Origin of the sequence: Paenibacillus sp. ALJ109b (genome assembly GCF_010747435.1) — a bacterium.
Classification (GTDB): domain Bacteria; phylum Bacillota; class Bacilli; order Paenibacillales; family Paenibacillaceae; genus Paenibacillus; species Paenibacillus taichungensis.
In genome coordinates this window covers 148,674-162,441 of record NZ_JAAIFP010000001.1, presented here as the reverse complement: position 1 = coordinate 162,441, position 13,768 = coordinate 148,674, and the positions used below count along the sequence as shown (strand labels likewise).

Annotated in this window: 12 protein-coding genes; 7 read left to right on the top strand and 5 right to left on the bottom strand. The window is 45.2% G+C overall.

Annotated features, from left to right (window positions below):
• Position 1: 1 nt before the first annotated feature.
• Both G3352_RS00660 and G3352_RS00655 read left to right on the top strand, forming a co-directional pair.
• The gene (locus G3352_RS00660) at positions 2-1,708 is read left to right on the top strand and encodes a M28 family peptidase (protein WP_163753014.1); all 1,707 of its coding nucleotides are present in this window, start codon (positions 2-4) and stop codon (positions 1,706-1,708) included.
• Positions 1,709-1,766: 58 nt separating this feature from the next.
• Complete coding sequence (locus G3352_RS00655) at positions 1,767-2,531, top strand: SDR family NAD(P)-dependent oxidoreductase (RefSeq protein WP_163753013.1); 765 nt, start codon at positions 1,767-1,769, stop codon at positions 2,529-2,531.
• A 43-nt stretch (positions 2,532-2,574) separates the two neighbouring features.
• Here the strand turns inward: G3352_RS00655 and G3352_RS00650 are convergent, their stop codons facing one another.
• On the bottom strand, positions 2,575-3,504 hold the full coding sequence (locus G3352_RS00650; RefSeq protein ID WP_079694381.1) for a LysR family transcriptional regulator: 930 nt from the start codon (positions 3,502-3,504) through the stop codon (positions 2,575-2,577).
• A gap of 240 nt (positions 3,505-3,744) precedes the next feature.
• Between G3352_RS00650 and G3352_RS00645 the strand changes: the two genes are divergently transcribed.
• From G3352_RS00645 to G3352_RS00635, 3 genes are all read left to right on the top strand, one after another.
• Positions 3,745-4,332: a TetR/AcrR family transcriptional regulator gene (locus tag G3352_RS00645; RefSeq protein WP_163753012.1), complete on the top strand. Its 588-nt coding sequence runs from the start codon at positions 3,745-3,747 to the stop codon at positions 4,330-4,332.
• A 63-nt stretch (positions 4,333-4,395) separates the two neighbouring features.
• A complete protein-coding gene (locus tag G3352_RS00640) occupies positions 4,396-5,877 on the top strand; it encodes a DHA2 family efflux MFS transporter permease subunit (RefSeq protein WP_076288859.1) in 1,482 nt (493 codons plus the stop codon).
• Between the two features lie 274 nt (positions 5,878-6,151).
• On the top strand, positions 6,152-6,805 hold the full coding sequence (locus tag G3352_RS00635) for a protein kinase family protein (protein WP_163753011.1): 654 nt from the start codon (positions 6,152-6,154) through the stop codon (positions 6,803-6,805).
• 94 nt (positions 6,806-6,899) lie between these two features.
• Here the strand turns inward: G3352_RS00635 and G3352_RS00630 are convergent, their stop codons facing one another.
• Both G3352_RS00630 and G3352_RS00625 read right to left on the bottom strand, forming a co-directional pair.
• Positions 6,900-7,880, bottom strand: coding sequence for an alpha/beta fold hydrolase (locus G3352_RS00630; RefSeq protein ID WP_240342871.1), 981 nt, complete (start codon positions 7,878-7,880; stop codon positions 6,900-6,902).
• Between the two features lie 107 nt (positions 7,881-7,987).
• Complete coding sequence (locus G3352_RS00625; RefSeq protein ID WP_163753009.1) at positions 7,988-8,521, bottom strand: DUF1572 family protein; 534 nt, start codon at positions 8,519-8,521, stop codon at positions 7,988-7,990.
• Between the two features lie 172 nt (positions 8,522-8,693).
• Between G3352_RS00625 and G3352_RS00620 the strand changes: the two genes are divergently transcribed.
• Positions 8,694-9,665: an MBL fold metallo-hydrolase gene (locus tag G3352_RS00620; protein ID WP_163753008.1), complete on the top strand. Its 972-nt coding sequence runs from the start codon at positions 8,694-8,696 to the stop codon at positions 9,663-9,665.
• 65 nt (positions 9,666-9,730) lie between these two features.
• Here the strand turns inward: G3352_RS00620 and G3352_RS00615 are convergent, their stop codons facing one another.
• Positions 9,731-10,312 (bottom strand): LysE family transporter, encoded by a 582-nt coding sequence (locus tag G3352_RS00615; RefSeq protein WP_163753007.1) that lies wholly within the window; start codon positions 10,310-10,312, stop codon positions 9,731-9,733.
• Positions 10,313-10,446: 134 nt separating this feature from the next.
• On the opposite strand from G3352_RS00615, the gene G3352_RS00610 reads away from it, so the two are divergent.
• Complete coding sequence (locus tag G3352_RS00610; RefSeq protein WP_076288336.1) at positions 10,447-11,001, top strand: helix-turn-helix domain-containing protein; 555 nt, start codon at positions 10,447-10,449, stop codon at positions 10,999-11,001.
• A gap of 98 nt (positions 11,002-11,099) precedes the next feature.
• On the opposite strand, the gene abnB is transcribed toward G3352_RS00610, so the two are convergent.
• Entirely contained in the window at positions 11,100-13,514 is a 2,415-nt protein-coding gene (gene abnB / locus G3352_RS00605) for an arabinan endo-1,5-alpha-L-arabinosidase AbnB (RefSeq protein ID WP_163753006.1), read from the bottom strand.
• Positions 13,515-13,768 lie beyond the last annotated feature (254 nt).

Below are 13,768 nucleotides of genomic sequence, written 5' to 3'. Positions count from 1 at the left end.
CATGACTGAGTTGAAGCAACAGTCGGAGGTGGACTCCATACTGCATGAGATCGACCGTGATCTCTTGCTTGAATACAACAGACAGATTGCAAAGGAGATTCGTTTGTCGGGTTCCGAAGAGGAACTACGGGCTTTCCATTATATTAAGGAACAGCTTGAGGATTTTGGTTTGACCACCGAGCTTACGTTTGACAAAGCCTACATCAGTATCCCTGTCAGAGCAGAACTTAAGGTCGGCGGCATTTCTTTTGCAGCTATTACGCACTCCATGTCAGCCCAGACGGAACAGTTGAGCACGCTTTTGAGATTCATAGAGCTAAAGGATTCAGACCAGACCGACTGGGCCAATCAAGTGACAGGTCATGCGGTGGTCGTACACGGACTTGCGAATGGGCCCACGATTTATCGTTTGCAGCAGTTGGGTGCAGCGGCGGCCATATTTATCAATAGCGGTGCGTATACGCATGAAATGATCGTTTCCTCCGTGTGGGGAAATCCGACACCAGAGGATGATGGCTATCCGTCTATTCCGGTTCTGTCGGTCAACCATTCAGATGGAGAGCAGATCAAGTCTTTAATCGCCGCGGAAGAAAGAGAGAATGTAGAGATTACGTTGACTGCGGAAGTGCGCACAGACTGGGTGAACATTCCGACCTTGATTGCTGAGATACAGGGGACGGAAGAGCCTGAATCCTTTGTGCTGTTTAGCGGGCATGTGGATTCATGGCATTATGGCGCAATGGATAACGGTTCCGCCAACGCCGTCATGGTGGAGACGGCACGGGTATTATCATTGCATCGTGACACGCTGCGACGCTCAATTCGGTTCGCATTTTGGTCAGGTCACTCCCACGGCAGATATGCCGGCTCTGCATTATATAGCGATCTTCATTGGGAAGATTTGCACGAAAACGGGGTGTTGCATATCAATATTGATTCCGTGGGCGCCAAGGGAGCGAGTCAGCTCGGTGCAGCCAATACAATGGCAGAGACACGGACACTTTGTGCAGATGCCATACGTATCGTCACAGACGAACCTTTTCGCGGTTCCCCGTTTGGAAGGTCGGGAGATCAGTCCTTCTGGGGTGCTGGACTTCCGTCCGCTTTTATGGGGCTGTCCTATCAGCCTGAGGGTTGGTTTGGCTGGTGGTGGCATACGACTGAGGATACGCTGGACAAAATTGACAGAGAGTATTTGGCCCGTGATTGCCAAGTGTACGTAGCAGCCGTCCATAATGCTGCCTCTGCTCCCATTATTCCAATTGATCAGAGACAGGCGATCCGAACCCTTTCCGAACGAGTTGGCTATTACACAGAACTTATCGGAGACAAGCTTGATCTTTCACGCTTAACAAGCAGGATCCAGCAGCTACAGAATGCCACGGACCATTTCTATGACCGGATAGGCTCCACGTCCCTGTCTGATGCTTCTGTTACAGAAGCGAACCGAACGATATTGTCACTTAGCAGATGGCTGGTGCCCATCAATTATGTGCGAGGCAGCCGGTATGATCATGATGCCGCTGGCAGTCATTCGCTTGTACCTGCGCTATCAGACATCGAACTTTTGGCGACAGCCGAAGTAGGAAGTGAAGCCTTTTTCAGACTCCAAACATCACTTATACGTCAGGTGAATCGAATTGGTTATGAAATAAAGCAGGCAGTGCGACTTGTCGTGGAGGCCGAAAAGAATCTCGTTTTGAATTAACCCGAGTTGAATCAGCCTGTTTACAGCAAGAACATCATGGTATAGAGGAGCGACAGTCATGCCGGAACGAACATTTGCAGGGAAAAGGGTAGTCATTACCGGAGCGGCTGGTGTTTTTGGCCAATGGATTGCACAAGCATATGCCGCCGAAGGCGCGAGCCTTTATCTGTCCGATATCCGGGAGGATGCCCTAAGAAATACAGTAAACAAGCTGAAGCAGGAGGGAGTGGATGTTCACTGGCATGTAACGAATCTTGTGGATGAACAGTCCATTAATGAATTGGTTCAAGCGGTGGAGCAGCAATGGAAAGCGCCGGATATTGTCATCAATAATGCGGGAATATATCCATACCGCACACTCATGAATATGACGCTTCAACATTGGAATGAGACGATGGATCTGAATCTGGCAGCACCATTCCTGCTCACTCAGCATTTTGCCAAACAGATGATTGCGAGCAAAGTAGAAGGTTCCTTCATTAATATAAGCTCTGGGGCAGCTTCCACCGCAGGTGTCGGCATGGGGAATTATTCGGTTTCGAAAGTAGGGATCGAGATGCTGACCAAAACCTTTGCCCTGGAGTTGTCGCCCTATCGCATTCGGGTAAATGCAGTTGTGCCGGGTTATGCACCCGGCAGCGAGGTTAGTGTGATGACGAAGGAGCATACAGAACATATGATCAACATTACACCGCTAGGCCGGACATCAGGTCCGGATGATGCTCCCCAAGCGATATTGTATCTGACCTCTGACCAGGCTTCATTTATTACAGGCAGCATATTAACGGTTGATGGTGGACGCACGGCAGGCAGACTCAAGTAACAGTTTGCATCCTGAAAATAGAATGGCAGCTGGTGAGTCAATTTTATGGCATAGCCAGCTGGGAAGGGAGTTCAAATTCAGGAACATATAAATTGCTCTGAAGCAGCGCAGCTCGAATGTCGAGCATGAGCTTTTCGCTCGCGGAACCAAGCGGTATATTTCGCTTACGCAAAATGCCTGCAATGGGACCAACCTTGAGATCAGCAATTTTTTGGATAACAGTACCGGGAATGGCTGGGCAGATTGTTGCAATCGGAGCAATGGTTATGCCTAATTTGGCTTGTACATAATACTTGTGAGACCGGATATTACTTATTTCGATTCCCTGATAATCGCTGTCGATTTTCTCGGCCAATAACTGCTCAATGCGGATGCGAATCGGGCAATTAGGGGGTGTGAATAGGAATTGTTGTCCTTTCAGATCTGCCAAATGGATTTCATCACCCTGAGCAAATGGATGTGAATCATACAACAGCAATGCCATCGGTTCAAAAAGCAGCGGTTGAAACTCGGTCTCCATACTCGTCTCAGGAGAAGGGCAGACGGCAAAGTCAAGCTGCTCATCAATTAGCAATTCATTAAGCAGCTTACTGTCCCCGATGCGCACGCTGAGCTTAATCTTGGGATTCTGTTTAACAAAAGAAGACAGAATAGCAGGAAGCCGATGGCTGGCTGTTGGCTCGGATACTCCAATTCGTACAAACCCCGCTTGTCCCTGTTGAATGTCTGTGATCGTATTTGTCAAATACTCGTATTCCTTCAAGAGTTGATCGGCTCTGGCGTAAAAAATTTTCCCCGCTTCCGTCAATTTAATCTTTTTGCCTCTATCCAGTAATTTCATACCCAGATCGGCTTCAAGCTTCTGCATATGCAGTGTAATGGCGGGTTGTGAATACTGCAAAGCTTCTGCTGCCTGTTGAAAGCTCCCGAGCTTTACAATCGTTTGAAAGGTCTTGATCATTCGCATTTCCATGGCAAACACCTTTCTATTCATTATTGTAATGATCAGTATATCATGGCTAATGCATACTATCCCAATAGGATATTATGTTTTTAAAATGTTATCAAGGAAAATTTGCTCCTGTTCTTTCCGTGTACTGAATTGATAGCGCTATCACAAAAATTGGCCGAAATATAAGGGTTGACAGTGTTTTTCGAAACGGTTTTAATTATATAGACCGATTGTTATAATTCATTTAAGGATGTGGCTTTATTGAGTGAAAAGTCTAGTGCTAGAGAACTAATCGTCAGCACAGCAGCCAGACTGTTTTTTTCACAAGGATATCATGCGACCGGTCTAAATCAGATTATTAAGGAGAGCAGTACGCCAAAAGGCTCGTTATATCATTATTTCCCACATGGCAAAGAAGAGCTCGCTCATGAGTGTATTCAAAAAGCCAATGAAAACATTCTGCAGAAGTTTGAAGAAGTATTTGCTGCTCATGATAATACGGGGGATGCCATTCAGCAATTTATACATGACTTAGCCATTGAAACGGAGGCGGCAGGTTTTACGGGTTTTCTTCCATTTAGTTTCTGGGCAGCCGTGGAGACCTCGTGCATCAGTCATCAATTGCGAATTGCATGTCAGGACGTGTTTGCAGGATGGCAGCAAATCATTACGAAACATCTGATTTTGGATGGCATAGGTGAAAAGAAAGCACAAGAGATGGGACTACTCGTCATTTCCTTAATGGAGGGCGCGTTGATTATCAGCCTGACCAACCAGGACAAACAGCCCTTGCTGACGGCTGCTGATTATTTGTCCGTTGTGGCGAAAAATGCAAAAGAGAAGCAGTGAGCTTCGTAAAGAGAAATAGAAATCGTCAGATTGTTTGAGGAGGATGGGATTGTGGAAGCTGCCATGAAGGCTGGTTCTGTAAAGGATCAACAAGAAACAAAACAATATAAAGTATTTCCGATTTTATTCGCTATGCTACTTAGCGGTTTTATTGGTCTGTTCGGTGAAACAGCACTAAATGTGGCATTGACACCGCTTATGGGCTTGCTCGAAGTGGGACCAACGACCATTCAATGGTTAACGACAGGTTATTTGCTCGTTTTGGGTATTTTGGTGCCGGTTTCCGGTATGCTGTTACAATGGTTTTCAACGAGACAGTTGTTCACAACTTCTCTGATTTTTTCGATTGCAGGAACGCTAGTTGCTGCTATTGCACCGAGCTTTGAAATTCTCTTGGTGGCACGGGTATTGCAAGCTGTAGGTACAGCTCTGTTACTGCCACTAATGTTTAACACCATATTGGTTATCTTCCCGATTGAAAAGCGTGGCGCTGCCATGGGATTGATCGGTTTGGTTATCATGTTTGCACCAGCAAGTGGTCCGAGTATCTCGGGTCTGATTCTGGCCAATCTGAGCTGGCACTGGATTTTCTGGATCTCCTTGCCGTTCTTCATTATTTCATTGGTATGCGGCTTGCTATTCTTACCGAATATCTCGAATTTGACCAAGCCCAAAATTGATGTTCTTTCCATTGTGCTTTCCACACTTGGTTTTGGTGGTATCGTCTACGGATTCAGTAGTGCAGGAGGACATGGGGAAAGTGGTGGTGGCTGGACCAGTCCTATCGTTGTAGCCACACTGGTTATTGGAGTATTATCTTTGCTGCTGTTCAGCATCCGTCAATTGAGAATGAAACAGCCGATGATGGATCTGCGGGCATTTAAATATCCAATGTTTACAGTCGGCTTGATTCTGATTTTCCTTTGTATGATGATGATGTTGTCATCCATGCTGATCCTGCCGATGTACCTGCAACAAGGTATGGCGGTTACGGCTCTGACTGCCGGTCTGGTACTGCTGCCGGGCAGCTTGCTGAATGGATTCTTGTCTCCGGTTATGGGGCGTCTGTTTGACAAATTTGGTCCGAAGTGGCTTGTGATTATCGGTCTTGCGATCGTAACTGTTGTACTCTTCTTGTACACAGGAATCACCCCGACAACGACCCTGGGCAAGATTATTACGCTGCATATCTTCATGATGATCGGGATTTCAATGATCATGATGCCTGCACAAACCAACGGATTGAATCAATTGCCACCTGATTTCTATCCTCACGGAACGGCGATTATGAATACATTGCAGCAGGTATCAGGAGCTATTGGTACAGCTGTTGCGGTAAGTATATTGAGCGCAGGTCAGACACGCTTCTTGAGCGGTGTGACAGATCCTGAGAGCCCAGAGAATCAGTTGGCTGGCTTCACATCCGGTGTACAAAATGCATTTATTTTCGCACTGGTTCTTGCTGTCATCGGTCTGATCATTTCACTCTTCGTGAAACGAGTTAAGGTCGGTGCTCAGCAGGGTCAACAAGGACCTATGCATTAATTGAAAGTCATATAAGAAATGAAACGATGCTCTCTCATTAATAGAGGGCATCGTTTTTTTTGTACCTTGACATGAAACGGGTTCCATCCATTAGAGTGAAAATAAACCTGCCAGTCGAATAGAATAAATCTCTATGTTGGAAGCAAATAGTTCATGTTCTGGCGAAATTGTATATGTTCATATGGGATTTTAAAGATAATATAGAGAGTAGATTAATAATAACGGATAGAGGAAAACGTTTTAGAATGTATTTTATTATCAAGGAGACGTCTTTATGAGAATCGTTAAATCAATTCCTGCGAATATTGAACAATTACTAGATCGATATAAGAAAAATGGTCATCTGACCATGCAAGCTTCACTAATGGGAAAGCAGTCGGTTGTCTATCGTTTACAAGAGTACTGCCTTAAGGTGTACACGCCTCGTGGAAAAGTGGATGGAGAATTCGAATGTGACGCGCTCTTGTCATTGCAAAACAACCTTCATGTTCCCGAATTGTATGCGTACGCTTCTGGGGATTTTGTGCTGACAGAATGGATTGAAGGATTCAATCTGAGACAGTATCGGGCAACATACGGACACATACCGCACAATCTAATATATGATATGTTCTCAACAGAACTTCAGCAGATCCAGGCGGGTTATCGCGATTGGGATGTCATACGATATGAGAATTTGTTATGGACTGCAACAGGGGAGGTCAAGCGAACTGATTTTTGGCTATGTGAACCTGTCAGTTGCACGCGGGTTCGAGAGCGATTACAACAAGAGATTATCCGAAAGGTTCAGCGGATATACAGCGGTGATGGAGCTGGCATGGAGGAGATCGTGCATTATTTTGATCGACACGGTCTTACGAGCACGGAGGTCCAAGAGGCATTGGCACATTTCAGATCGCTAACACCTAGGATGGCACTAGCACAGTAACGAGTTTAACGAAATAAAAACCCTGACGATTACCAGAATCGTTAGGGTTTTATTATGAAAGAAATTTTAAGCTATTTAGCGTTTATTTAGGGATCTACTTCTTAACCAGATCCAATATTTCATTGGCAACAAGATCCGGGTGATATTGATGAATATAGTGCTCGGTATCCTTTACGGTCACATGTTTGGAGTGTGCCGACCAGGATGTAAATTCAGCTTGGGTTTTATCCCATATCGGCTCACTGGCTCCGAAGTAATCTGCTGTCAGTATGGTTAGTGGAAACGGGAAGGGCTTTTTGTTGTCGACGACAACCTTGGCATTGGCTGTCATTTCACGCAACTCATCCACGGTGTTGGCATTCCCATAGTTAAGCAATAGAGCCGTGGTATCTATTTTCTTCAGATCATCTGGTACAAACTTCAGGCCGTTCCGATTGGCATTGGAGGCTTCCAGAACAGCGTCAGACTGTAGAGTCAACCGAAACAAACCGGTTTTGATCCGGAATTGGTTCATGAAGCCACCAATCACACTTGCCATATCGTCAGTGTCATTGGCGTAATATTCCGGACTTCCCCCATCCAACATGACAATACCTTGTACTTCATCCGGATATTTTTGCGCAAACCGAAGCGTTTCCAGCGAACCGAGGGAGTGACCCACCAGAACGTATGGCGGTTTTTGCCCAGATACCTCTAATAACTCGTGCAATTCATCTGCCACGGTATCGACATCGCGTTTCTTATCGGTCATATCGCTATAACCATAGCCAAAGCGATCGTAAACTGCGAATTTCGTGTACGGTGCAAGCTTTTCATAAAGCGGATAATAATCCACATAAGGATCAGCTGTACCCCACCCGGATGCAAGGACAACCGTTGCATCTCCTTGACCACCCGTATATAAATGCATATTGTCTCCATGTATACTGTAGAGCTTGCCAGGCGGAATAAACGTTTTCTGATCCTGACGGGTAGTCACTTGTTGATAGATCAAGCCCGTAACCAGAAGGAGAAGTAAAGCCACTGCTCCGAATGTAAACGTCTTAAATAATCTTCTGCGAAATTTTTTCATCATCTCTCACATACTCTCTCTGTATTTTCTCTATCATATAAGCCCAATCTTATTGGAGAGAAAACAGAGTCTTAATTCCACCTTAAATCTACATTTTTTCTATAGTGTGTTTAGTGATATAGTCCGGTGAGATGTTCGTCGCTGGGCTGTAAAAGCTTCGACAGCAGTACGATCTGGCCCGTATGGTAGCCGTAATGGGAAGAGACCTTTATCAACAGAGAACGTACAAATTTATGCTCATGCGCATCTTTGGCTTCATCCTCACGACGGTTCATACGATTCCAATCGGTCAACTCATAGGGTATGGTCACTTCTCTGGATAAATCCTCCTCTACCAGATTAGATAATATCGCAGTTGATTCTGTTCGCACCTGGTGAAGCTTGGTTAATAATTCCTCCCGGCTCAAACCACCATTGGTATTGAATTCAGCAGAGCGTTCCCGGATTAGAGGCTGGTTCCCTATACCTGTCACCAGATTCTGATATTCATTGCCCGCCAAATGCAGACAATAATTCCCCACACTGTTCATACCAGGCTGAAATCTGGTCCAAATCTGTTCCTCGTTCAACCTGTTCAAGCTGGTTTCAATACGTTCTAGCTGCTTGTTCATGTCCTCAACTACGTCCTGAATAAGTTTAATCATGATAACATGTCCTCCATTCATTAGGGTTGATTGGATATCAAATTCAGATTACCGAAGGCGAATTGATTATAAACGAACAATGATTTAATATAAAGGCTAATGTTGCTCCTGTTTTACTCAAGATTGAATGATCGCTTGAATTATTGATTATAGAGAACAGAAGGTATGAATAATGACAAAATACGAAAATCAGGTTCCGACATCCGCTGGTATGAGCTTCAGCTCCCTCGTGAGCATGTTGAAAGATTCCATGCGGAGAAGTATAGAGCGAAGACCTGCGGGCAGCATTCCCGTGGAGAAATATGAACCAGCGAAATTGTTAAATGTAACCGATCAGCCGCAGGTGACATGGTTTGGTCATTCGGCTTTTTTGCTTGAGATCGAAGGACACAGATTGCTCTTTGATCCAATGCTAGGAAATCGTCCATCTCCTGTATCCTGGGCGGGTACAAAACGATACAGCACTAACCTGCCGATTCAACCCGAGGACTTTCCAGCCTTGGATGCGATCATTATATCGCATGACCACTATGATCATCTGGACTATTCATCTATCCGCAGATTGAAGAATAAAACACAGCGGTTTATCGTCCCCCTTGGCGTGCGTCGAAGACTGATTCAACTGGGTGTGCCCTCGGAACAGATTACCGAACATAACTGGTGGGATGAGCTGTCCTTCAAAGGTCTGACATTAGCCTGCACACCGGCGCGGCATTTCTCGGGCAGGGGGTTGTTGGACCGCAATTCGACACTGTGGTGTTCGTGGGTTATTGCTGGACAAGAAACGAAGGTTTTCTTTAGCGGCGACAGCGGATACGGTCCTCATTTCAAGGAAATCGGCAGTAAGTACGGACCCTTTGACCTGACCCTGATGGAATGCGGGCAATATGATGAGCGTTGGTCCAACATTCATATGATGCCAGAAGAAACGGTACAGGCACACTTGGATGTAAAGGGAGGGCTGCTCATTCCGATTCATTGGGCAGCATTTACACTGGCCTATCATGCCTGGAACGAGCCGGTTGAACGGATCACCAAGGCTGCACATGCCTTGAATGTCTCCATTGCAACGCCCAAAATCGGTGAGAAGGTTGTGCTTCATACAGGAGCTTACCCAAGCCAACCGTGGTGGAGATCAAACTGAGGTAATTTGAAATAAACATAAAAGCGTCCAGCTCATTAGATGGGAGGACGCTTTTTCTCTTGCATTTATTTTAAAATCGATAGGGCGCTATAGATGAGCAAAACACCCATTAGAATGTTAAAAGGACGCTCATATTTCAATAAAAAGCTCTGAAATAACATACCGCATAACCCCCAAGTCATATTGGCACTAATGCCAATGATGGTTAGAAGTAACGAAAATACGATCATATGAACATGAGAGTCTCCGAGAGGCATAACAAATACCGAGATGGCCGTAAGGCCATACAGAATGACTTTGGGGTTGATGAATTGCAGGGTGAAGCCAAAGAGAAACGTAAATCGATTGACCTTGGGATCTTTGGCATTCGCAGGTTTACTTCGCATAATTTTGATCGCCAAATAGATCATGTATACACACCCCAATATGTTCAGGACCGGTTTGATCCTAGGGAGGTATTGATGCAGAATAAGGTTGAAATAACTGGACAGAAACATAATAAGCAGGCAGCCAGCTGCTACGCCGGCGATAAACGGAAGAATTTTTTTGAACCCTTCGTTTCTTGCATGCGTCATGGCGATGATGTTATTTGGACCCGGTGTGAATGAAGCCACGATTGCGTAAGTCAGTAACGGAATAATATTCATAAGTCCTCCACATTTCATTCTTGTTGTATGTTATATTTAACTAAAATGTGCGATATAACGTACGTTCTTTATAATTGTACAATATGTGCGTTATGAAGCACAACATAATCTTTTAAAACAGAGGTGACAGTATATTGAAAAACATTAATGTTGTTCTGGCACAGAATTTGAAGCAGCTCAGGGAACAAAGAAAACTTAGTCTGGACAAGGTAGCCGAGATGTCTGGAATTAGCAAGACGATGCTGGGTCAGATTGAACGGGGTGAATCCAACCCTACAATTGCGACAGTCTGGAAAATTGCAAACGGCCTGAAAATTTCTTTTACCGCCTTGATCCACGAGCCGAAGTCGGATACTACTGTTGTAACGGGCAGTGATATTCAAGCATTGATGGAGGATGAGGGGAAGATTCGCATTTATCCGCATTTTACCTTCGAAGAGGGGCGCCGTTTTGAAATGTACATGATGGAAATGGATGAAGAGTCTTCTTTGAATGCTGAACCGCATATAGAAGGGGCAGAGGAATTTATTACGGTTTTTGAAGGAGAAGTAACGATTCGGGTTGGGGAGGAGGATTATACGGTAAAACAAGGGGAGTCGATTCGTTTTCGCGCGGATAAGGCTCATGGCTATAAAAATTCGGGAGCCTCTGCGAATAAATTAAGCATGGTCATTCATTATTCAAAGTGAAATGAAATAAAACGCCAATACAACAGTCTGTGAATTCGACCGATAGATTGGCGTTTTTGTTATTTCAAATCAATTCCATGCGTAAGGCTTTGAATAAATTAAGGCTTTTCTTTTGCCTGACGCTGAATTTCGTTGGAGGTTAACGCTTTATCATATACTTTTACTTTATCCATTGAGCCTTTATAGAAGGGATCGGCTGTATAACGGCTTTTGCCCAAATAAGCTTCAGTTACTTGCAGATCTTTCGGGTTAAACGTGATTTCCGTGCTGCTTGCTACGACTTTTCCATTCACATACATAGTGCCGGTATCTCCTTGAAGGGTAACAGCGACATGCACCCATTGATTGGAGGGCAGCGGTTCAGCAGCAATCAGGCTCTGATCTCGTCCCTGATCATGAATGGTGAATTGCAGAGCTCCGGTATGCTGGGCGGGAGTAAGGAACATATGTCTAGTCAGGCCATTTCCAAAGTCGAAAATTCGCTGCCAGGCTCCACCGCCACTCCAGTTGACCCATGCACTAAAGGTGAAATCCGTCGTATCGGTAATAATTCCGGGCAGTTGGATATAGCTGTCGGTTCCGTTAAAAGCAGCAGCCTGATTCTTGCTGCTAACCACAGAAGACGCCACATTAAAGGCTTGGCCATGGTATTCATTTTTGCTGAAATCCTGTGCGATTTTTGCAAGTTTCTTTTGATCAAAAGTATATTCTCCAAGCAGTGGACTTACTGCTTGCTGTGGAATGATAACGTTAAACGTTTTGGAGCTTACCGCACTACCTTTGCGGATCGTTGCCGTTAATGCCACCTTGGCATCTCCCTTACCCGTGCGAGGACGATTCACTACTCCGGTTGCGGACAGCACAGAGGTGTTGGAAGATTTCCACGTAATCTCTGCATCACGTGTTCCTTTGGTCGGGAGGGACAGGTTGAAGAATACGTTCCCTGTGTCACCAATGCTCAGATCCTTTTTCACCGCATTGACAGTATCCTGATCCTTCAGTGCAGCCATCTGACTTCCCCAGATTGCCACGCCCGAGGAGGAGAGAACGCTAAAGGTCAGAACGGTCTTTTGGGAATCTGGCTCCCATTCATGCGTGAAGACACCTTTATACACAACATTATTCGATGTGATTTGCACCTGATTGTCTGTTTCAAGACTCCATGTTCCCGTCACCGCACCACTAATCTGCCCATCTGCTGTGAACTGAACGGTCTGTGAAGATTTGATCTCGGCCGTAATTTCCTTCCCATGATTCACCCATTTGTATTGACCAGCAATCTCCTGGGTTGTCAGTTGGGCAGTGTTTTCTTCCAATGCCGCATAGCGGTAAGGAGAAACGACAGGCCATCCTTCCGAGTTCATATGCATCTCATGTACGCGGACTTCATGCTCTTCTCCGCGTCCTGGAAAGCGGGAATGGAAGATCAGAAATTGTTTTCCCGTTTCAGCGTCAACATAAGCGGAGTTATGTCCTGGTGATACATAGCCGATACCTTGACCTGTGCCTGGGTCACCGATCTGTCTTTGAAACAGGAAGTTCCCTAGTAATTTGACGCCAAAAGGCTCGATCGAGCGGTCATCAAACAAGGGTTTGTCCTTGTCCGCCTTGACGTTGATCATATCGTTTCCTTCAGCATCGAGGAAAGGACCGTCAGGTGTTTTGGAGCGAGCTACCCGAATGTTATATCCCCCGTCAGCACCCAATCCGCCATAGGACAGATACAGATAATAATAGTCGGTTTCGGGACTATAGAGCATATAAGGTGCTTCAATTCGGCTGTGATTGCCTCCGGTCAGTTTTTTGCCATACCCCTGATTAGGGAGAGGTTTTCCCGTCGTTTCATCCATCTCCAGAATGAAAATCCCCCCGGAATAGGAACCGTACACCATCCAGAGCTTGCCGTTTTTATCGAAAAATACATCAGGGTCGACCACATTTGGATGTATGGTTGCATCGTATATGGTGCCATCCTCACTGATCTCATCCCACATGCCGGATTTGAGCAGAATACCCTGATCCTTATAAGGCCCCTCAATGTTGTCTGCCACAGCAACGCCTAACGCAGAGCGGGGAGAGTCCCCTTTGCACGCATTGTAGTACATATAAAATTTGCCATCCGCCAACTGAATGACATCTGCTGCCCATAACGTATCGGTCTGCGCCCATTGCAGGGCTTCACCGAATTCCTTGGTTACATTAGGTACAACAGGGTTGTCATCTGTAACCCCGGAGGCGACCGAATCCCAATTCATCAAATCTTTGGACTTTGCTACTTGAAGATGTGATCCAAAAATATAAAAGGTATCACCCACCTTGATAACGGAAGGGTCATGAACGGAAACATTCCTGAATGCTGGAACCGTATTTTCAATGGATGTGGAAACTTGCGATTTGGAACTCACTGCCCCCGGACTGTCCGCCAATACGGAGACGGGAGCCAAAGCTGTTGTCGTAAGTAATGCAGAGCTCAGTAAAGAAATATGAAGTACGCTTACCCAATAACGTTTCATACGTTTCCCCTTTCCCAATACATGAAATGAAAAATAGCCCTATTCATTGCCGCAAACGTTAACTGGTTGGACAGCCCTCCTTTTGAATACCACGAATGATCAAGCGCTTTCATTTGTTATATTATCAATCAATTTATATATTTGTAAACTATAAATATCAGGGTTAGTGTGACTTTATGATGGAGAGGGAGATAGGCAAAAGGTCGATGTATTCGTAAGAATTCCTATGATATAACAGATTGTTTGTAATTTTG